Origin of the sequence: Pokkaliibacter sp. MBI-7, assembly GCF_029846635.1 — a bacterium.
Taxonomy (GTDB): Bacteria; Pseudomonadota; Gammaproteobacteria; order Pseudomonadales; family Balneatricaceae; genus Pokkaliibacter.
This window is the reverse complement of record NZ_JARVTG010000001.1, coordinates 4,388,393-4,405,144: the sequence shown is the minus strand read 5'-3', so window position 1 is coordinate 4,405,144 and position 16,752 is coordinate 4,388,393. Positions and strand designations below refer to the sequence as shown.

28 protein-coding genes are annotated in these 16,752 nt (G+C 57.7%); 22 read left to right on the top strand and 6 right to left on the bottom strand.

The window, feature by feature from the left end; genetic code table 11:
* Positions 1-95: 95 nt before the first annotated feature.
* On the bottom strand, positions 96-488 hold the full coding sequence (locus tag QCD60_RS19585; protein WP_279787854.1) for a hypothetical protein: 393 nt from the start codon (positions 486-488) through the stop codon (positions 96-98).
* 367 nt (positions 489-855) lie between these two features.
* Here QCD60_RS19585 and QCD60_RS19580 point away from each other — a divergent pair, with 367 nt between their 5' ends.
* From QCD60_RS19580 to QCD60_RS19530, 11 genes are all read left to right on the top strand, one after another.
* Positions 856-1,056: an RAQPRD family integrative conjugative element protein gene (locus QCD60_RS19580; RefSeq protein WP_279787853.1), complete on the top strand. Its 201-nt coding sequence runs from the start codon at positions 856-858 to the stop codon at positions 1,054-1,056.
* A gap of 6 nt (positions 1,057-1,062) precedes the next feature.
* Positions 1,063-1,305 (top strand): TIGR03758 family integrating conjugative element protein, encoded by a 243-nt coding sequence (locus QCD60_RS19575; protein WP_279787852.1) that lies wholly within the window; start codon positions 1,063-1,065, stop codon positions 1,303-1,305.
* A gap of 39 nt (positions 1,306-1,344) precedes the next feature.
* Positions 1,345-1,728: a TIGR03745 family integrating conjugative element membrane protein gene (locus QCD60_RS19570; protein WP_279787851.1), complete on the top strand. Its 384-nt coding sequence runs from the start codon at positions 1,345-1,347 to the stop codon at positions 1,726-1,728.
* Positions 1,729-1,762: 34 nt separating this feature from the next.
* The gene (locus QCD60_RS19565; RefSeq protein ID WP_279787947.1) at positions 1,763-2,158 is read left to right on the top strand and encodes a TIGR03750 family conjugal transfer protein; all 396 of its coding nucleotides are present in this window, start codon (positions 1,763-1,765) and stop codon (positions 2,156-2,158) included.
* 83 nt (positions 2,159-2,241) lie between these two features.
* Complete coding sequence (locus QCD60_RS19560) at positions 2,242-2,880, top strand: PFL_4703 family integrating conjugative element protein (RefSeq protein WP_279781312.1); 639 nt, start codon at positions 2,242-2,244, stop codon at positions 2,878-2,880.
* Entirely contained in the window at positions 2,877-3,863 is a 987-nt protein-coding gene (locus QCD60_RS19555) for a TIGR03749 family integrating conjugative element protein (RefSeq protein ID WP_279781314.1), read from the top strand. Before QCD60_RS19560 ends, QCD60_RS19555 begins: the two co-directional genes overlap by 4 nt.
* Complete coding sequence (locus QCD60_RS19550; protein WP_279781316.1) at positions 3,860-5,386, top strand: TIGR03752 family integrating conjugative element protein; 1,527 nt, start codon at positions 3,860-3,862, stop codon at positions 5,384-5,386. Before QCD60_RS19555 ends, QCD60_RS19550 begins: the two co-directional genes overlap by 4 nt.
* Positions 5,387-5,397: 11 nt before the next feature.
* On the top strand, positions 5,398-5,919 hold the full coding sequence (locus QCD60_RS19545; RefSeq protein WP_279781318.1) for a TIGR03751 family conjugal transfer lipoprotein: 522 nt from the start codon (positions 5,398-5,400) through the stop codon (positions 5,917-5,919).
* A gap of 25 nt (positions 5,920-5,944) precedes the next feature.
* Positions 5,945-7,006: a TraC family protein gene (locus QCD60_RS19540; RefSeq protein WP_279787850.1), complete on the top strand. Its 1,062-nt coding sequence runs from the start codon at positions 5,945-5,947 to the stop codon at positions 7,004-7,006.
* Positions 6,961-8,463, top strand: a complete 1,503-nt coding sequence (locus tag QCD60_RS19535) for a conjugative transfer ATPase (RefSeq protein WP_279787849.1) — start codon at positions 6,961-6,963, stop codon at positions 8,461-8,463. Before QCD60_RS19540 ends, QCD60_RS19535 begins: the two co-directional genes overlap by 46 nt.
* The gene (locus tag QCD60_RS19530; protein WP_279787848.1) at positions 8,397-8,858 is read left to right on the top strand and encodes a hypothetical protein; all 462 of its coding nucleotides are present in this window, start codon (positions 8,397-8,399) and stop codon (positions 8,856-8,858) included. The genes QCD60_RS19535 and QCD60_RS19530 overlap by 67 nt, the downstream gene beginning before the upstream one ends.
* Positions 8,859-9,039: 181 nt before the next feature.
* Here the strand turns inward: QCD60_RS19530 and QCD60_RS19525 are convergent, their stop codons facing one another.
* Positions 9,040-9,339 (bottom strand): hypothetical protein, encoded by a 300-nt coding sequence (locus QCD60_RS19525; protein ID WP_279787847.1) that lies wholly within the window; start codon positions 9,337-9,339, stop codon positions 9,040-9,042.
* Positions 9,340-9,552: 213 nt separating this feature from the next.
* Here QCD60_RS19525 and QCD60_RS19520 point away from each other — a divergent pair, with 213 nt between their 5' ends.
* Together QCD60_RS19520 and QCD60_RS19515 are read left to right on the top strand one after the other, a co-directional pair.
* Positions 9,553-9,876 carry a hypothetical protein gene (locus QCD60_RS19520; protein WP_279787846.1) on the top strand — a complete coding sequence of 108 codons (324 nt, stop codon included), beginning with the start codon at positions 9,553-9,555 and terminating at the stop codon, positions 9,874-9,876.
* Between the two features lie 314 nt (positions 9,877-10,190).
* Positions 10,191-10,445 (top strand): hypothetical protein, encoded by a 255-nt coding sequence (locus QCD60_RS19515; RefSeq protein ID WP_279787845.1) that lies wholly within the window; start codon positions 10,191-10,193, stop codon positions 10,443-10,445.
* Positions 10,446-10,573: 128 nt separating this feature from the next.
* On the opposite strand, the gene QCD60_RS19510 is transcribed toward QCD60_RS19515, so the two are convergent.
* Positions 10,574-10,822 (bottom strand): hypothetical protein, encoded by a 249-nt coding sequence (locus QCD60_RS19510; protein WP_279787844.1) that lies wholly within the window; start codon positions 10,820-10,822, stop codon positions 10,574-10,576.
* A gap of 228 nt (positions 10,823-11,050) precedes the next feature.
* Here QCD60_RS19510 and QCD60_RS19505 point away from each other — a divergent pair, with 228 nt between their 5' ends.
* Positions 11,051-11,254: a hypothetical protein gene (locus QCD60_RS19505; protein WP_279787843.1), complete on the top strand. Its 204-nt coding sequence runs from the start codon at positions 11,051-11,053 to the stop codon at positions 11,252-11,254.
* A 103-nt stretch (positions 11,255-11,357) separates the two neighbouring features.
* Here QCD60_RS19505 and QCD60_RS19500 read toward each other — a convergent pair whose 3' ends face one another.
* Positions 11,358-11,714, bottom strand: coding sequence for a carbon storage regulator (locus QCD60_RS19500; RefSeq protein ID WP_279787842.1), 357 nt, complete (start codon positions 11,712-11,714; stop codon positions 11,358-11,360).
* 295 nt (positions 11,715-12,009) lie between these two features.
* On the opposite strand from QCD60_RS19500, the gene QCD60_RS19495 reads away from it, so the two are divergent.
* The 8 genes from QCD60_RS19495 to QCD60_RS19460 all read left to right on the top strand — a co-directional run bounded on the left by QCD60_RS19495 (position 12,010) and on the right by QCD60_RS19460 (position 15,897).
* Positions 12,010-12,219 carry a hypothetical protein gene (locus tag QCD60_RS19495; RefSeq protein ID WP_279787841.1) on the top strand — a complete coding sequence of 70 codons (210 nt, stop codon included), beginning with the start codon at positions 12,010-12,012 and terminating at the stop codon, positions 12,217-12,219.
* 231 nt (positions 12,220-12,450) lie between these two features.
* Positions 12,451-12,891: a hypothetical protein gene (locus tag QCD60_RS19490; protein WP_279787840.1), complete on the top strand. Its 441-nt coding sequence runs from the start codon at positions 12,451-12,453 to the stop codon at positions 12,889-12,891.
* Positions 12,892-13,100: 209 nt separating this feature from the next.
* On the top strand, positions 13,101-13,535 hold the full coding sequence (locus QCD60_RS19485) for a hypothetical protein (protein WP_279781148.1): 435 nt from the start codon (positions 13,101-13,103) through the stop codon (positions 13,533-13,535).
* A 34-nt stretch (positions 13,536-13,569) separates the two neighbouring features.
* Positions 13,570-13,917, top strand: coding sequence for a hypothetical protein (locus QCD60_RS19480; RefSeq protein ID WP_279781150.1), 348 nt, complete (start codon positions 13,570-13,572; stop codon positions 13,915-13,917).
* Positions 13,918-14,141: 224 nt separating this feature from the next.
* Entirely contained in the window at positions 14,142-14,528 is a 387-nt protein-coding gene (locus QCD60_RS19475; protein WP_279787839.1) for a ProQ/FINO family protein, read from the top strand.
* 193 nt (positions 14,529-14,721) lie between these two features.
* A complete protein-coding gene (locus QCD60_RS19470) occupies positions 14,722-15,186 on the top strand; it encodes a hypothetical protein (protein WP_279781154.1) in 465 nt (154 codons plus the stop codon).
* 85 nt (positions 15,187-15,271) lie between these two features.
* On the top strand, positions 15,272-15,538 hold the full coding sequence (locus QCD60_RS19465; protein ID WP_279781157.1) for a transcriptional regulator: 267 nt from the start codon (positions 15,272-15,274) through the stop codon (positions 15,536-15,538).
* The gene (locus QCD60_RS19460) at positions 15,535-15,897 is read left to right on the top strand and encodes a type II toxin-antitoxin system VapC family toxin (RefSeq protein ID WP_279787838.1); all 363 of its coding nucleotides are present in this window, start codon (positions 15,535-15,537) and stop codon (positions 15,895-15,897) included. Before QCD60_RS19465 ends, QCD60_RS19460 begins: the two co-directional genes overlap by 4 nt.
* Positions 15,898-16,189: 292 nt before the next feature.
* Here QCD60_RS19460 and QCD60_RS19455 read toward each other — a convergent pair whose 3' ends face one another.
* Together QCD60_RS19455 and QCD60_RS19450 are read right to left on the bottom strand one after the other, a co-directional pair.
* Complete coding sequence (locus QCD60_RS19455) at positions 16,190-16,360, bottom strand: type II toxin-antitoxin system RelE/ParE family toxin (RefSeq protein ID WP_279787837.1); 171 nt, start codon at positions 16,358-16,360, stop codon at positions 16,190-16,192.
* Entirely contained in the window at positions 16,357-16,605 is a 249-nt protein-coding gene (locus tag QCD60_RS19450) for a type II toxin-antitoxin system ParD family antitoxin (RefSeq protein ID WP_279781162.1), read from the bottom strand. The genes QCD60_RS19455 and QCD60_RS19450 overlap by 4 nt, the downstream gene beginning before the upstream one ends.
* Positions 16,606-16,752: the final 147 nt, after the last annotated feature.

Sequence of the window (16,752 nt, the reverse complement as noted above, 5' to 3'; positions counted from 1 at the left end):
ATGCCCCCGGCCCCGATGGTGTTGGGGTTGCATTCTTTCATGGCTTGATACCTTTTCACATGCGCTCATACCTCGGCCTGGTTTCCAGGCTTTTTTTATTCTCTCGCATTAATCACGCTGCCTGTTTTCGAGGCCGTCTTCAGTATCTGCGTCCAGTTGCTGATCACTTTCTTGCGGTTAACAGAGAGCTGCTCCGCAAAGACATCATCGACCTGACGCAGCCTGGCCTGCGCAGTGGCCAGTTCAGCCACAGAATGAGCAATAAACCGGTTCCACTCCTGGTGAAGCAGGTCAGGTGCCGGGTGATTCATGACGATCAAAGCCACAAGAGAGTCAGAGATCGCCACATGGTTCTCCAGCTCGTAATACTTGTTACGGGTATCGGCTACGGCATCAGCAAGATGATGCGTCGCTTGAATCAACTCTTCGATCTGGGCCGATAGCTTCGCCATTGACTGCGCCACGTCCTTCGACAGATTTTCCATCACGACCTCTCTCATTGTTTATATCGCGGTTCTTTGAACCATAGGCTGCTTTTGTCATAGGGCAAGTTCAGGCAGGTCATGGCCTGCTGTGAGTGAATCCCCCAACCCTCCACGGTCTAGTGAGGGTTTGTTGCTGCTTGTATCTCCCTACCACTGTCAATCTATACACCTTTCCAACCTAAACAGGTGTTGCTGATGAAACTGACCTTTCGTTTACGCCTTTCACGCTGGCCACCCAGCCAGGGTTATGCCGCTCGTTGTTGTGTGGTCTCGGTATGGGAATGGCGCTGACATCGCTGTCGGTGTCGGCGGCGTCCTCTGCTGAACAGGAGGAGTTGAGTCTGGTCCTGAAGCAGCTGGACTCGATCAGATGATTCTGGACCGCTCTGAAGTCGCACAGCGCTCCCGCGCAGGGGATCGATACGCCTTCAACTATGACCAGGCGAAGGCTGACTTGGCGCGGATGTCGAGAGGCATCAGCCAATACCTGTCTCCCTCACGGGCGCAGCCTCGTGATGCTTCGCAGCTGAGCGGTGCCTATCAGGTGGATCAGCGCGGCAAGCAGGAGTAGATCGTCATGGATGATAAGCAACTGGCCGCCTACAAGATGGCCGGCGGTGGCAACCCGGCAGATGGCTACCTCGTCTTTGTTGGCGGCTTTCTGACTCTTTATCTGCTGTGGTCCTGCTGGGTGTTAATCACGATCTGGAAAGGCACTGCAGAGATGGATCGGGATAAACGCTGGGACAAGGTTCAGTGGCAGGTGCTTCGCGTTGTGACCCTCTTTCTGATCCTGGTGTGGTTTTTAAACAACGGTTGAGGTGGCAGGAGCCGCGCTCACAAGTAATGGGAGTAAAACATGGTGTTGTTTCGTTTAGCACGTTCACTGTATGGACGCATGGGTAAGGCAACGCTACAGGCGTATGTGATCCTTGGCAGTATTCTGCTCACATCACCCGCCTGGGCGGGGGGGCTCCCCAAAATGGAGGCGCCGTCCACAGGCGCCGACGGTGGCAACCTGGCCACATTCAAAGGCTATCTCTATGACGCTTTGATCGTAGTGGGTCTGGGATTGGCCACCTGGGCATTCCTGTCGGTGGGCTCCAATACGATAGCAACCTACAAGGCCTGGCGTATGCAGAAGGCTGAACTCAGTGAGCTGGGTCTGGTCGCAGGCATGGGGGTCGCACTGGTGATTCTGGTGCTTTACCTGGCCAACAAAGCCGCCGCCATTCTCGCGTGAGGCTGAGTCGTGACTAAAAAAGGATGCACGCTACCTGCCTGAGCGGCTGAATCGGGAGCCCACGGTGATCCGTGGGCTAACCAACAACGAGCTGTTACTGGTCATCGGCAGTGGTGTGGTAGTGGGCCTCGTGCTGGGAGTGTTCATCGTCGTTCTGCTACTGCCAGGGCAATTGCCGGCCATCCCCACCAGTATGGCGGTGTGTGGCTATCTGGCCCTGCGTTTTGGCAGCGACCGACTGGCTGCCGCCAAACGCAATAAGCCCGGTGCCTGGTTTTACCGCATGTTGGAGTGGCGGCTGCATCACGGCAGTGTCAGCCGCCTGTTTTTTCGTAAGGCATCACTGATCGATCAGGATGCAACCTGGTGGCTCCGCCGTGAGGGGGTACGGCGCCGATTGAGACGGAAACGCCAGGGCATGTTCGACTGATGGCCCTGGATACCTCTCAGATAACGCGCCACTGCTAGCTACCTTCTTCCCACGCTGTATTCCTATTTCACTCTGGAGTTTTTATGAGCCGACATCGCACTGCGCTGTCATCACGAGACTCGCACATCACCAGTCTGCGACTGGTGATTGCGCTGTTAGCCGCGATTGCAGGGTTCACGTCGTGGGGGTGGTATACCGCTCCCCGTCATTTGACTGTACACAACCCGCCTGACCTGCGCAGTGGCAGTACCCGCGCCTGGTGGGAGGTGCCACCCAGCACGGTTTACTCATTTGCCTTTTATATTTTCCAGCAACTGAACTACTGGCCGCGTGATGGTGAGAGTGACTATCACGAGCGGATTGAGACGCTGCGTGCGTATCTCACCCCGTCCTGCAAGGCCTGGCTGGATAGCGACTATGAACGCCGTAAGGTGAGCCAGGAGCTGACCGACCGGGTGCGTTCTGTCGCAGAGATTCCAGGGCGCGGGGTTTCGGATGACCGGGTACATATCCAGGATCGCGACCACTGGGTGGTGGATCTGGAGTTAATGCTGACCGAAAGCGTTCATGGTGAGTCGGTCAAGAAGCTGGCCATGCTGCATCCGTTGAAGGTGGTGCGCTGGGATATGAATCCTGAAACGAACCCATTTGGACTGGCCCTGGATTGCTATGACTCCCTGCCAGAGCGACTGGATGGCAGTGTGATGGAGGAGGTGAAATGAAGATGATGACACGCATGGGTGTAAGCCTGGTCGTGGGGATGGTGCTGTCTCCCCTGGCTTCTGCCGTGGAGCTGGTGCACTGGAATCGGGTGCCGATCAAAACCGCACTGGCTGTCGGCCAGGAACGGATTGTCTATGTGGATCGTAATGTGAAGCTGGCCCTGCCGGTGGCCCTGGCCGATACCCTGCGGGTACAGAATGCCGGTGGGGCGCTGTACCTCAAAGCCGCTGCACCCTTTCCCGAAACCCGTATTCCGCTTCAGGTAGTGGAAACAGGCGAGATTATTCTGCTGGACGTGACCGCGCAGGATGCGGCCACCGTCACAGCCAACAGCTCGGCCTATGAGCCGATGAAGGTGCTGTACGGGGAAGGGGATGACCTGAGCAGCTTTGGTATCACGGCAGGTCTGTCGCCCAACTATGCCAGTGATGGGATGCCGGGCAGTGCAGGTGCGGGCGCCGTGTCTGCTCGTGCGTCAGGTTCGTCAGCGAACAGCGCAGCGGCTCCCGCCGCACCGCGCCCGACGGCCGATGATGCCGTCGCCGGTCGCATTGGCCGCACGGATGCCACCTCTCGCACTCCTGCCCCTATTTCTCTCACGCGCTATGCCGCGCAGAACATGTACGCCCCGTTACGTACCGTCGAGGCACTGCCTGGTGTGAGCGCGGTACCCGTGCGCGCCAAAGGCCCGCTGGGATCGCTGCTGCCCTCGCTCGATGTCGATGCCCGTGCCGTCGCGGCCTGGAAACTGGCTGACTACACCGTCACGGCAGTACGCCTGATCAATCGGGCTCCTCGTGCGGTCCTGCTCGACCCCCGTCTGCTGAATGGGGATCTGTATAGTGCCGCCTTTCAGCATCCGACGCTGGGGCCGGCAGGTAGCGCCGAGGATACCACGACGGCGTATCTGGTGACGCAGGGCAAAGGTCTGGAGTCCGCCCTGCTGCCCCTGCCCTACCGCCCAGCTAAAGGAGCGAAATGATGGCGACGATCAGAAGCAATGGACTATTGAAGGTCATCATTCCTGCTGCGGTCATCGGTGCCGTCGCGATTGCCTACTCTGGCCGCGACGACAGCAGTAGCGACACGCCGGCGCAGGCAGCCCAGGGTACCTCTGTGCGGGAGTTGACGTCGGAGGAGAAAAAGCGGTTGGGCATGGACGGTGCTCAGGACACGGTGTCCGCACTGGTCGCAAAGATTGATCAAATGCGCGATTCGCAGTCGAAATCCAACCAGCTGATGCAGCAGTTGCTGGAGGAAAACGACACCTTACGGCAGAAGGCCGGGGATGTGGAAGGTGCAGCCAGTACCGCTGTCTCCAGTCAGCTGGCATCGGCCAAGAACGAGCTGATGGGACAGGTCGGTGAGCAGCTGTCCCAGTTCGAGAACCGCATGAATACCGTCACCAGCCAGCTGAACGCAGTGGGCAGCGACGGCGCCGTCTCAGGCTCATCCATGGGGGGAGCGGGCTCTGTGCCCCTGCCTGCGGATGCGGGTTTAGGGGGGCTGGGGGGTACCGTGACCTTCGGCGGGGAAACCTATATGTGGGTGGAGCCGCAGGACATGCGTAAGACCGATGCCAACGGCATGGTGTCCAGTACGGGAAGTCAGTTCAGTTTCCCCTCGTCATTCGGTGAGGTGGGTTCGCTGGCTGACAAAGGACTGAGTTCACTCAACAGCGCCACAAACGGTGCGGCGGCTCAGGTGCTGGGAAGTTCAGCAGAGGAAGACGCTGTGCCAGTGTACACCGTCGCAGAGAACGCCACCCTGATGGGTTCGGTCTCTATGACCGCGCTGTTGGGACGTATCCCGATCAATGGTTCTGTGCAGGACCCCTACCCATTCAAGGTTGTCATCGGTTCAGACAACCTGATGGCTAACGGCATCGAGCTGCCGGATGTGGCGCAGGCCGTGGTATCAGGTGTGGCCACAGGCGACTGGGTACTGAGCTGTGTGCGGGGTTCTGTCACTTCCATCACCTTCGTTTTCACCGACGGCACCATTCGCACTATCAACGGCCAGAGCGAAGAAGGCGGGCAAAGTCAGGGCAACGGATCATCGGCATCAGGTGCCGGAGCGCAGGGAGCGACACAAAGCCTGGGATGGTTATCCGATCCCTATGGGATTCCCTGTATCTCCGGTGAGAAAAAATCCAATGCCATGGAGTACCTGTCGACTCAGTTCGGTTTAGGGATGGCCACCGCAGCGGCCTCCGCTTCTGCCCAGTCAGAGACCACGTCGGTCACCGGGACGGATGCCGTGGTCACTGCTGTCACAGGCGATGCGGGTAAATATGCGCTGAATAGCGGCATCGCCGGCGGCCTGGAGAAAGTCAGCGAGTGGGTCGCTCAGCGTTACGGCCAGACCTTTGATGCTATCTACGTGCCACCGGGTCAGCCGGTGGCGCTGCATATCACCCGGGAGCTCAAGATCGATTATGAGCTGAATGGCCGCAAGGTCAGTTATCTGTCGGGGGCGGGTGGCCGTTCTGGGGCGTTGGATTGAGGGGGAATGGGATGATGGCAAGTAAATGGATTGCGGTGCTGGGGATGGTTGCTGTTGCAGGTATGACAGGCTGCTCGACCTCCAAAGACAAGATGTTTCCCACTAATGGGGCAACCATGCTGGATATCTACCATGGTCAGGGGATTGATACCGCAGGGCTGAGCGGGATGGGCGGTACCAGTACGAACCAACGTCAGTTGATGGATGCCCGCGCGTCACTTCGTCGCCCGCTGGGTGACGGTATCTATGATCAGCAGGCGTTGGCCACGGCAGGCAAGCCCACCGCCGAGGTGATGGTGGCCAGGCAGGCATGGGGCAATCGGGTGGCTGAGGTGAACGGGGATTACACCCGCACGGCGGCCAATGAGATCGTCAGCCAGTTCCCGCGCCTGCCCAACCCGGATCTGGTGGTGTATGTGTTTCCGCACCTGGCCGGTAATGAGCCGGCACCGATTCCGGGTTACTCCACGGTGATCCCGTTCTATTCGCGGATCCAGTACGCGATGCCCGGCGAACGCCTGGGCGACTACTGATAGCGAGGAAGCAATGATGGGAGTCATGGAGAAGTTGCGGAGCGCCTTTGCTCTGCAGGGCGATGGTAAACACGTTGTGTCCCTGGCAGACGGGTCCACGCATGAGCGTATTTCGCGCTCAAACATGACCATCGCAGACGAGCAGGCGTTTATGAATAAGGGGCAGGAATTCAGCTCCTTTGTCGACCTGCTGCCCTGGGTGGATTACAACCATAAGCATCAGGTGTTTGAGCTGGAGGACGGGAGCTCGGTAGGCGTGGTGTTTGAGCTTAAGCCCGTGATTACCGAAGGGCGTGACGATGCATTTATCGAAAACGTCCGTTTTCAGGTGCAACAGGTACTGCAGTCATCCTTCGATGAATATGACACGGAGCCTTGGGTAGTGCAGCTTTACTGCCAGGATGAAACCAGCTTTAGCTCGTACCTGGAACATCTCGATGCCTATATCGATCCCATGATCGCGGATACCGAGTTTACTCAGGCCTATCTGAAGCAGATGGAAGGCCATTTGCGGGGGATCAGTAAGCCCGGCGGGCTGTTTGAGGACACGGCAGTGACGCGCAACCCCTGGCGTGGCCAGATCCGCCGCACTCGCCTGGTGTTGTACCGACGTTTTGAGGCGAACTTTTCCCTCAAAGGCCACTCGACTGAGGATGAGTTTGAGACGGCGGTGCAGGACATCAATGACACCTGTGCCCGTCTGGTGGCAAACCTGGAGTCCATCGGGATCGATGTCCAGCGCTGTGATGGCCGCAGTGTGTTTCAGTGGCTACTGCCCTGGTTTAACCCCTGCCCCACGCTGACGCAGGGTGATACGGAAGCGCTCGGCCGGCTTGCACACTATGTCGATGAGGAGCCCCCTGAGGGGCGAAGTCCGCTGCTGGACGATTTCTCCGAGTGCCTGATGTATTCCCACCCGGCATCGGATGTGAATCGCGGTGTCTGGCTGTTTGATCGTATGCCCCATCGCGTGATCATGATGAATCGATTCAAGCAGGTACCTCGCCCCGGCATCCTGACGCGGAGTTGCGACGTGGCCGCATGGTCAATTCGCTATTCGACTCCCTCCCGGAGTCCACCATCATGACCATGACGATGGTGATCACGCCACAGGACTCAATCGAAGCCCATATCGATAAAATCCGGGACAGCTCGTCCGGCCATTCCAATGATGCAACAGCGGCACGTAAAGAGTGTGATGTGGCACAGCGTAAGCTGCTGGCCGGTGACAAAATGTGCCGTTTTTCATTGGCCTTCTATGTCCGTGGTCAGGATATGGCCCAGTTAAATGAGCGTACCAACCAGATTATTGCCGTCACGCAGACAGCAGGTATCGAAATGGTGGATCCGCGCCATGAGGTAGCACCGCTCAATAGCTATCTGCGCTGGCTGCCTATGAACTACAAGCCACATGAGGACCGCAAGCACTGGTATGTCAATCTGGCGTACTTTGATCATCTGGCCTCGATTGTGCCCATCTTTGGCCGCGCCGTCGGTACCGGCAATCCCGGTTTTACGGCGTTCAACCGGGGCGGTGGCCCTCTTACCTTTGACATGCTCTCCACCGCTGACCGGGCAAAAAATGCGCACATGCTGTTGCTGGGGCCGACAGGGGCCGGTAAGTCCGCCACCCTGGTGGCCATGCTGACGCAAGTGCTGGCCATCCATCGTCCCCGTGTCTTTTTGATTGAGGCCGGTAACAGCTTTGGGTTGTTTGCGGACTACTGTCAGTCACTGGGGCTCAGCGTCAATAAGGTGTCGCTCAAACCGGGTTCGGGGGTACGTCTGAACCCCTTTGCCGACAGCCATTTGTTGTTCGAGTCAGGACGAAGCTATGACCCGGATGACATCAGCGATGATGAGGCTGACGACAGTGATGATGATGAAGGCGATGCGCAGCGGGATGTGCTGGGTGAAATGGAAGTGGCTGCCCGGCTGATGATTACCGGCGGTGAAGAGGCTGAAATCAAAGAGTACAAGCGGCAGGACCGCTCGGCGGTGCGTCGGGCCATTCAGCAGGCAGCGGAAGAGGCGTACGCCGGGAAACGGCAGATGACCGCACCGGACCTGCAGCGCGCCATGCGTGCCATGGCCCGTGATCCGGATCAGTCTGAGACCCGCCGCTTACGTATCGAGGGCATGGCGGATGCGCTCGATCTCATGTGTGCACCGGGCTCGTTTGAGGAAGAGATGTTCGCCAAAGAAGGTACCCCCTGGCCAGAAGTGGACGTCACTGTGGTGGATCTGGCCACGTTATCGCGTGAGGGTTACGAGGGGCAGTTATCCCTCGCACTGATCTCACTGTTTAACCACATCAACAACATTGCCGAGCGTGACCAGTTCTCAGGGCGGCAGATCGTGGTGCCTATCGATGAGGCGCACATTGTGACGGTCAACTCGCTACTGGCTCCCTATGTGGCCAAGATCGGCAAGATGTGGCGAAAGCTGGGGCCTGGTTGTGGCTGGCCACCCAGAACATGGACGACTTCCCGGACTTTGCCAAGAAGCTACTGGGGCTTTGTGAGTGGTGGATCCTGCTGGTGATGGAGCCTGCCGAAGTAGAGCAGGTGGCGCGCTTCAAGACACTGAGTGCCGATCAAAAACACCTGGTGTTGTCCGCCCAGAAGGAAAAGCACAAGTACACCGAAGGGGTGGTGCTCAGCAAGAATCTGCAGATGCTGTTCCGCTCAGTCCCGCCCAGTTTGTATCTGGCGTTGGGGATGACGGAGAAGGAGGAAAAGAAAGCCCGTAAGGGGTTGATGGATGAGCACGGTGTCTCTGAGCTGGAGGCGGCCCTGATGATCGCTCAGAAGCTGGACAAGGCGCGGGGATTGGGAGTCAGCAGTTCTGCCGGCATTAGCAGCGAGCTCTGCCAGCATCTGAATCCAGACGGGATCTATTCGCCGAAGAAGCCGGCATGGTACCCCCACCCGTACTGAAGGTGCGCAGCTGTATCGGCAGGCGTGTCAGTCACTCCGTAGCAGGGCTGGCTGGAGCAGTTTACACCCAGCCTGACTGCGGCAGTCGGTAGGCTGACAGAGCATCGTGAGGGGCAGGATAACGTGGAGGGGACAGCAAAGGGTGACGGTGTGTGAGCACGTCACCCTTTGTTATTGGTGGTCAGGGGGTGGGCGGCGCCAGTGAGGCCAGGCCAGCCTGGCGCCACTGTGGTACCGGCCAGTGATACTGGTTCTGCACTTCGATCCACCAGGACTCGGGTAGCGGTGGCAGGATGCCACGGGCCTCTGCGATAGCCACACAACCCATGATGGTGGTCAGGGGCATGGAAAAGGCGTGGTAGTTATCGCGCATGGCAAACAGCAGGGGGTCGTCGCAGCACTGGCTGGGCGGTGAGGACGGTGCCAGGGGCGGATCTGCCAGGGTGGCGGGATTGCGTTGGGCCTGGTCCAGTTCGGACATGGTGGTCTCCTCGGGGATGGGGGTGGATGTGGGCAGTGTGGGCAAACAGGCGGGGCTGTGCGATGGGAAACTCTCGCTATGGCACAGAGGGTTACATGACCCTGTAATGAACCGGAACTGGTGGACGTTCTTGTTTACTTAATTAGCAATCGTTTCGATGACTGGTGTAGTCCAGTTGAGTCAGTGCTTTCTTCACGATGTCCAAGGAGGGTCATGGTGTCTTTGTCTTCTGCTTTCGTCTTTCCTTCTGCCGCTGTTCAGGCTGGTGATCCCTCTCCTTCTCTGTCTGCCTGGATGCGTTCGGCGCTGTCGCTGGACGGTGCCGGGTCAATGTCGTCTGCAGCGTCACCGGAGGGGGCGGGGATTCTGCGTCTCTCCCCTACTCTCAGTCAGCTAACACAATGGCTGCGTCAGGCTCAGCAACGGCTGATCCGGCACCGTGCAGCACTGGAACCTGGGGTGCCGGAGGTGTTGTATGTGGCCACGTCGCTGGATGCAGAAACGCTGGGGACCGGCTTTGCATTGATGGGACTGTGAGATGGCCCGCTGTTACTGGCAACGGGCCTGTCAGTATGGTTTACAGCCGCTGCGCATGGCTCAGGAAAGGCCGGATGATGACCCGGTGCTCATACAGGGGACGACGGCCTGTGATGTCCTTCGTCTGGTGGTATGTGCGCTGGCTGCGGGTGATCGTGATCTGCAGGAGGAGATCCTGCAGCAGTACCCGACCTGCCCCTTCGCCTCACGCGCCAGGTACCGGTGCTGGATGGTATGGCTGACAGTATTCTGCAGGCCATGGCTGCCTGTTTGGCGGGCTATGCGGACATAGCCCGGCAGGTACTGCAGCTGGCATGGGGCAACTGCCGGAGGATCCTGCCCTGTCCGGCTGTTATCAGGGGCTGGTGAACATGGCCTGGGCGCTGCTGGGGATACTGAACCAGGATCAGGACACCTTTAATGCCGGTCTGATGGGACAGTTGGCTGTGCATTATCAATGGGCGCTGTGCAGTGGCCGGGATGAGGAGACCTATATCTGTCTGTCGCACTGGCCATGGTCAATCTGGGGTTGCAGTGCGGCCTTGAGCAGCAGGTATTTGATCTGTTGATTCCGCAGGGATTGATCTGTCAGACCGGGTGAGTTGCCCCGGTGGTGACGCTCAACACTGCTGGCACAGTTGTTCTTTGGGCAGTAGCTCCAGTTCGGTAATACGCAGGTAGGTTCTGATCAGTTGAGCTATGGCCACCCGTGCAGCACTAAGGCGATACTGCCTTCATTCAAGAAGCTGGTGAGGTTAACGCCGTCTGTATCGCAGAGCACGCCTCTGGCCAGTATCACCAGGGCTAATAGCAACCATCCGCTGGCCCAGTAAATTCCCCGTGAAAGCGTTGTCTGCTTCAGTACCTCCAGGCAGTCCTGGTAGGTGGTGTAGTCCTGTGCGTCCTGTTGCAGTGGGCTGGCAGGGTGTGCGGTGTTCGGTGACATGGGTCCGTCCGGTGGTGAATGTGTAACATATGTAACGGCTGAGTATCATATTGTTGCAGTGCAGTTCCCACCACCCTCTCACCCTCTTCCCCTTTGGTCGCAGGGGTGATGATGGCCACGGCGCGTGTAAACCCTCTTCGGGGCGGTGAGGGTTGTTTGCTGTGGCAGCGTATGGGCTTTGGCAGGATGGCGGCATACCGTCTGTGACAGGGTGAAGGAGAACAAGGCATGACCTCGATGAGGGAGACAGCGGAAGCGCCGGTGGTGGCTGCGGTGGCCGCGATTGAGTATGCGTTGCAGCTGGGGTCAGGGGATGACGGACTGGTGTTTCTGCGCTGCTGGTCGGAGGGAGAGTTTGATGTCATCCGGGCCGAGTGGCCAGAGGCGCCCGAAGAAGTGTTTGGTGCTGATCCGCTGTACAAGGCTGGCTGAATCAGTGGCAGGCCAGCCTGGCTGTGGCAGTTCGTGATAGTAGAAGGGCTGAGGCAGTTTTTGTGTGGAAATGACTGGAAGCGGTTCTGAGAGGCTGAAGCAGTCAGTCGATGGTTGAGTCGAGGCAGAAGGTGCGGGCCAGGCGACTCAGGTATTGCCTGTTGCGGTGGGCGTAGCACTCGGGGCGCCGGATGGCGATATGGCGCGGTGCCTCTATGCCGATCCATACCTGCTGCTGCGACTCGGTGTCTTTGACATCGTAGACAAGCAGGATGATCTGGTGGCCATCGGGTTGGGTGAGGACGATGCGCTCACCGCGATTCCGGTTAAGGATCAGGTGGCCATGCCATTGGGCTTTGAGCAGGGTCTGCTGAAAGTACGGGCGCTGCTTGATGGCGATCAGGTAGCGGATAAGGCCGAAGGCCATCCGGGCAGTAGGGGCATGAAAAGCGTGGGACATCGGTTCCATCCTGGAGTCAGTAGATTGCCAGCCTGCCACCTGCTGTTTCGCCTGTTTCCAGTAGGTGGCAGGCTGGCTTGGGTATTGTTGAAAGGTTGCCCTGCCCTGTCAATGCGGTGGAGGGCATGTTGAAACGGTCTGGAATGAATCCGGGCCATGAACCGAATAAGGAGAGAACTGTGAACAAGCGCCCCGGTGGACCCGGTGTGGTGGTGCCGTTGTTTGGTGAGCGCACGTCGCCACCTGCTGCTGGTGGCGGTCAATTCCATCAACAGGCCAGTGCCGGATTATCGGCATGAGTATCCTTGTTCGGTACTTGATGTGGCAGCGGGTGTGGTGCATGGTCACCGTGCTGGCCACGTCGGAAACAGTGGCGCTTGAGGAGGCCTATCAGGCGGCCAAGCGACGTGGCTGCCGCAACAATTATCGATATGGCCATAGGGCACATGACGAGCAGGAATGGCCAACCGGCCTCAGTAACTCGGTCTCAGTACAGCGTCAGTAGTAAGGTACAGGGGGATGTCAGTGGCAAGCACTGACAGCGACAGTCGGCTGTGGCAGGTCAACTGGTGTATTCAATGACAATCAATAAGGAGTGCAGCGTGGGGATAACCGCCAGGGTAAAGGCAGGTGTGGGTGTGATGGTATTGGCATCGGTGGGTTGTTAGCCGGCTGCGATCTGTATACCAAGGACGGCAGCTGCGTTACTTGTTCAATCAAGGATCCGTTTGGGATTGTGTCCGTCAGCTCAGGGACCACCACGGATAACAGTGGTCCGCGCAGCATCGGCCTGGGCGCCCCGAACAACGCTCCCTATTCCGAAGGGCGCCATGTCGTGAGTATGGCCGTGAATCAGGATGTGGATCTGGTGTTTATTCGGATGAAACGGGAGTTTGGTTTTCAGTCCCCGGAAGAGCTGAGAGCTGCCCGTGGCGACCTGGCTTCCCGCATGAGAATGCAGGACGCTGGATGGCGTTATGAGGCCACACCGGGTGTGACCTATCACATGCGCAGTGATGCGACCGTGAGCGGTCAGGATATTGTGCTGGATATGGTGATCGACAAGCTGGGCTCAGGCAAAGCGGCCCTGACCATGACGTATCGTAATCCTGCCGGTGCCAATGTCAGTCAGCTGGAGTCGGCACTGAAAGCCCGTGTCAAAAAGGCGCTGGGCTAAGTGTAAAGGCCTGGATCCCTGATCGGCCTATCTGATCTCACTGCCAGGTTGATCCTGGCAGTGTTGTTTTGGGCACGCAAACGGTAAGGCGGCTGTCCCTTGTGCCAGTTCAATGACGCCCACTGGGGTGGTATCTATATCGATTCAGGCGCATTGTGTTCAATGATCACTTTCTGGCCATAACAAAAACAATCGAGAAGGAGTTCGCTATGCCATCGGCTATTGCTCAACCACTATCCGTGTCCCTCGATATGGATGACCTGACGACTGATGCCGCTGAACCCAACCCCACCGATGTCGTCATGGACCTGTACCGTGAGTGTGAGGGAGCACTGTCGGTGCTGAGAGACCGTGCACTGACGCTCCAGCGTATCTATGACGGTGAAATGCTACTGAGTGATGAGGTGATGCAGAGCGCGCGGGAGGCCTGCATGGTCATTCGACAGATGGAGGCCAAGGCCCGACGCAAGGCGGTGGCCATCGCCGGTCAGGTGCGGGAGGGGGCCTGTGAAGATGATAAGCGCTGGATGGCATACCAGATGGCGGTGCTGAAGGAGGCCAACCAGCTGACCACCGAGGTACAAAAACAGATGAAAGAGATTCTGTACTGGGCCGAGCCGGTACTGATCGATTCCCAACCGTGATCCTGGATCACCCGTTACAAGGACGTCCCCCGTTATGCAGCACGATATGAAGCGCGCCAGTCTGTTCGTCATGGTACCGATGATGTTACTGGCATGGATCAGTGCAGACAGTTATGTCGATTACCGTCGGGGTCAGGAGGTGGCCGAGTTCTACGGCGAAGGCCACTACAGCCTGCTGATAGCACCGATTCCGGTAGGCAATATGATGGGGGTGAAGGTCGTCCCGGATCTGGAGGGGCGCTGTGAGCCCCATCCTCCGGTGGATATGATCCCCTTCAAGCAGGAAGGGGATTCAGTGACCGTGCTCTGTGGACAGTGGCCACACTCACACCAGCTGCAGCTGGGATATGTGCCGAAGGAGTTGATCCTGCATGGTCTGTAGAGGGGACGGCCTTTTACGGTAAGCTGTGCCCTGGACGAACCCTGACACGAAACCGATGGACCTCATGATGACTACCCCGCCTTCCCGCCCGAAGTTGAGTCTGAAGCGTAAAGTGGCTGCAGACACGGTGGAGGCTCCCTCCACACCCCGCTGTGGCCATACCGAGTACAAATGAACAGCCCCCTGTCAGTACGCCTTTAGCCAGTCCACCCGCAGCGGCGCCGGTGACACCTCCTCCTGCCAGTCAGCCAAAAAAACCGAAAACCTATGCTCAGGCCAGCCTGGAGATCGTGCGTACACACTTCCCCGACTGCCTGCCGGAGCCAGCTCAACCCTTGGGGATCGGTGTGGGTGAGCAGATCCGGACCATCGTGGTGACTGAGGCGATGGGGGTGTCACTGAAACGGGTGCGGGCTGCGCTCAAGGCCTACACCAGCCGCCGGCACTATCTGATCGCGGTCTGGAAAGGAGCACGTCGTATCGGGCTGGACGGTCAGCCGCTGGAGGGAGCTGCTGGCGACATCTCCGAGGAAGCGCGGCAAACTGGCTGCAGCCAGGCTGGTGATCCATTTCGGCTACGATGTCACCACGCGACGCGCCATTGCGCCTGACCAGCTGCCCGGGCGCGTAGCCACAGCGGAAGCCACACTGAAGCACATCAAAGGCGGTGAGGACAACGGGGAGCCGGACGAGGGTGATCAGGCCACGGCACCTGTTGCTGTCACGGAAACCGAATAACGCTTTAGCACACTTAATAGCCGTTATCGGCGGCGGAGTGTGCACACCATGATACGGATGATCAGAATGAAAGCAGGACGCATGATCAGGCAGGCCTACTGGGCAGGTCTGCGCGGTATTGGTTGGATGGGGCTGGGGATCGTGCTGGCCGCCACCTTGGGGCTCAATGTACAGGTCGGTGGTTATCTGCTGCTGTTTGGCCTGCTTAACCTGGTAGCGATCCTTGCAGGCATCGTGCTGAAAGACCGCTGGCAGGACTATCAGGCAGCGCGCCATGCTCCCCGTTCGGTGTATCCCTCCTCTGATGCCGGCTATGGGCATCCTCAGCAACTCCATATCAATATGGCCAGCAGTGATGGTCTGCGTGTATGGCAGGTCTACCCTTCTGTACCGCTGATGAAGCCTCACCTGAATATCTTACGTGATGCCGGATGCCTGCTGACGGACAGTGAGGGGCGCATGGTGGACCACTGTATTGAACTGCAGAATACGGCCAGTCAGCGCCGGCAGCAGTTTCGTGTGGTGAGCTGAGTTGAACGATAGCCCGTATTGGTCATAGTAGATGGTAAGGCAGATATGCCTTACCATGTATCTATACCACTTGGAGGGTCATCCCATGGCTACGCTGACAATTACCGCCAAAGGCCAGGTCACTTTTAATAAAGAAGTGCTCCGCCATTTAGGGCTCAAGCCCGGTGACAAAGTTGAGCTGGAGCTGCTCTCTGAAGGGCGGGCCAATATCAAAGCCCTTCCCCCCAAAAATACGTTTGAATCTCTACAAGGCTTTCTCAAAGGCAAAACCAATGGACGCGTTCTCTCTGTAGAAGAAATGAATGACGTCATCAGAGAGGCTTCTGCCGAAGCAGGGGCCACGCCTGCATGAACATTACCGCTGACACCAATGTTCTGGTGCGTCTTTTGACAGAGGATGATCTACATCAGTCAAGGGTGGCCATACAGACACTTAACCAGGCCAGTTCTGTGGTGATTAGCCTGCACTCATTGTGTGAGCTCGTTTGGGTTCTGGGCAGAGGCTATCAGGTTGCGCGCACCGATATTGCGTCAGTCATCCGTCAATTGATGAATACCGCAAACGTCGTGGTCAATAAATCAGCTGTCGAAGCAGGTCTTCAGCTTTTTGACGCAGGGGGAGATTTTGCCGATGGCATCATTGCTTATGATGGGCGGCTTCAAGGTGGTAATACTTTGTTTCCTTTGACAAGAAAGCAGTCAATCTGCTGAAGCAACTGGGTCATACCACTCAGCGACTTAAATAATACCTTCTTGCTCCTCCCCTCCTTAAAAACACAAAGCCGGGACATCTGACGATGATCCCGGCTTTGCGCTGCTCTCCTGATAAGCAGAGCTCCACTATAGTGAGGCGATGCGCAAGGTTCCACCCTGTCAGTTGAAATGCCGATCATAGTCCATGGCCTGGTGCAGAACACGCACAATAGCAACACCGTATGGGGTCGATTTATAGAAAACGATATGCGATCCCGTATGGTAAGCCTTGAGCCCCGGACGAATGTAATCACGGTTGCGTCCCAAGGCAGGGTTTACTGGCAATGACCATCAATCCCTGATGGAGTGTTCTGATATACGCTTCGGCCTGTTGTGCCCCCCATTCCTGCTGGGTGTACTGATAGATGCGAGTCAGATCCTCTTCGGCCTTGGGATATACCTTGAATGTCTTATCCGTCATGGCGATGGCTTTCTCATCTTCTGCAGAAAAGTGTCAACGTCCCATGGCATCGGACTCCCACTGGCTTCACCTTCATCAATAAGGCGCCGCAATTGTTCCAGGTTAGAGGCTGCCGTTTGCTCCTGCAGTAGTCGTAATCCTGCTCTGACCACTTCGCTCTGGGTGTTATAGCTGCCTGTCTGGATCAGCGAGTCAATAAACTCGCCGAGCTCCGGGCTGGGTTGGAAAGTAATAGTGCGAGACATCACGCCGCCTCCTGTAAGAAATATACTTACAATAGGTGGGTGTACGGGGACTGTCCACCACCTGGCGCAGCCTGAGCTAACCCTCTGACACCCAGCAAGAGTTAACTGCGGATTTTTTACCTTTTCTTCTCGAAGCTGTCGGCTGAG

Bases quoted from the DNA above. Each gene is read 5' to 3' on its own strand.
- QCD60_RS19500 (WP_279787842.1), bottom strand. From the start codon at position 11,714: ATGTCCCACGCTTTTCATGCCCCTACTGCCCGGATGGCCTTCGGCCTT.
- QCD60_RS19515 (WP_279787845.1), top strand. From the start codon at position 10,191: ATGGGGCAACTGCCGGAGGATCCTGCCCTGTCCGGCTGTTATCAGGGG.
- QCD60_RS19545 (WP_279781318.1), top strand. From the start codon at position 5,398: ATGATGGCAAGTAAATGGATTGCGGTGCTGGGGATGGTTGCTGTTGCA.
- QCD60_RS19485 (WP_279781148.1), top strand. From the start codon at position 13,101: ATGCCATCGGCTATTGCTCAACCACTATCCGTGTCCCTCGATATGGAT.
- QCD60_RS19575 (WP_279787852.1), top strand. From the start codon at position 1,063: ATGGATGATAAGCAACTGGCCGCCTACAAGATGGCCGGCGGTGGCAAC.
- QCD60_RS19570 (WP_279787851.1), top strand. From the start codon at position 1,345: ATGGTGTTGTTTCGTTTAGCACGTTCACTGTATGGACGCATGGGTAAG.
- QCD60_RS19455 (WP_279787837.1), bottom strand. From the start codon at position 16,360: ATGACGGATAAGACATTCAAGGTATATCCCAAGGCCGAAGAGGATCTG.
- QCD60_RS19520 (WP_279787846.1), top strand. From the start codon at position 9,553: ATGGTGTCTTTGTCTTCTGCTTTCGTCTTTCCTTCTGCCGCTGTTCAG.
- QCD60_RS19580 (WP_279787853.1), top strand. From the start codon at position 856: ATGATTCTGGACCGCTCTGAAGTCGCACAGCGCTCCCGCGCAGGGGAT.
- QCD60_RS19550 (WP_279781316.1), top strand. From the start codon at position 3,860: ATGATGGCGACGATCAGAAGCAATGGACTATTGAAGGTCATCATTCCT.
- QCD60_RS19470 (WP_279781154.1), top strand. From the start codon at position 14,722: ATGAAAGCAGGACGCATGATCAGGCAGGCCTACTGGGCAGGTCTGCGC.
- QCD60_RS19450 (WP_279781162.1), bottom strand. From the start codon at position 16,605: ATGTCTCGCACTATTACTTTCCAACCCAGCCCGGAGCTCGGCGAGTTT.
- QCD60_RS19540 (WP_279787850.1), top strand. From the start codon at position 5,945: ATGGAGAAGTTGCGGAGCGCCTTTGCTCTGCAGGGCGATGGTAAACAC.
- QCD60_RS19530 (WP_279787848.1), top strand. From the start codon at position 8,397: ATGGACGACTTCCCGGACTTTGCCAAGAAGCTACTGGGGCTTTGTGAG.
- QCD60_RS19510 (WP_279787844.1), bottom strand. From the start codon at position 10,822: ATGTCACCGAACACCGCACACCCTGCCAGCCCACTGCAACAGGACGCA.
- QCD60_RS19525 (WP_279787847.1), bottom strand. From the start codon at position 9,339: ATGTCCGAACTGGACCAGGCCCAACGCAATCCCGCCACCCTGGCAGAT.
- QCD60_RS19495 (WP_279787841.1), top strand. From the start codon at position 12,010: ATGAGTATCCTTGTTCGGTACTTGATGTGGCAGCGGGTGTGGTGCATG.
- QCD60_RS19460 (WP_279787838.1), top strand. From the start codon at position 15,535: ATGAACATTACCGCTGACACCAATGTTCTGGTGCGTCTTTTGACAGAG.
- QCD60_RS19480 (WP_279781150.1), top strand. From the start codon at position 13,570: ATGCAGCACGATATGAAGCGCGCCAGTCTGTTCGTCATGGTACCGATG.
- QCD60_RS19465 (WP_279781157.1), top strand. From the start codon at position 15,272: ATGGCTACGCTGACAATTACCGCCAAAGGCCAGGTCACTTTTAATAAA.
- QCD60_RS19505 (WP_279787843.1), top strand. From the start codon at position 11,051: ATGACCTCGATGAGGGAGACAGCGGAAGCGCCGGTGGTGGCTGCGGTG.
- QCD60_RS19535 (WP_279787849.1), top strand. From the start codon at position 6,961: ATGGTCAATTCGCTATTCGACTCCCTCCCGGAGTCCACCATCATGACC.
- QCD60_RS19555 (WP_279781314.1), top strand. From the start codon at position 2,877: ATGAAGATGATGACACGCATGGGTGTAAGCCTGGTCGTGGGGATGGTG.
- QCD60_RS19560 (WP_279781312.1), top strand. From the start codon at position 2,242: ATGAGCCGACATCGCACTGCGCTGTCATCACGAGACTCGCACATCACC.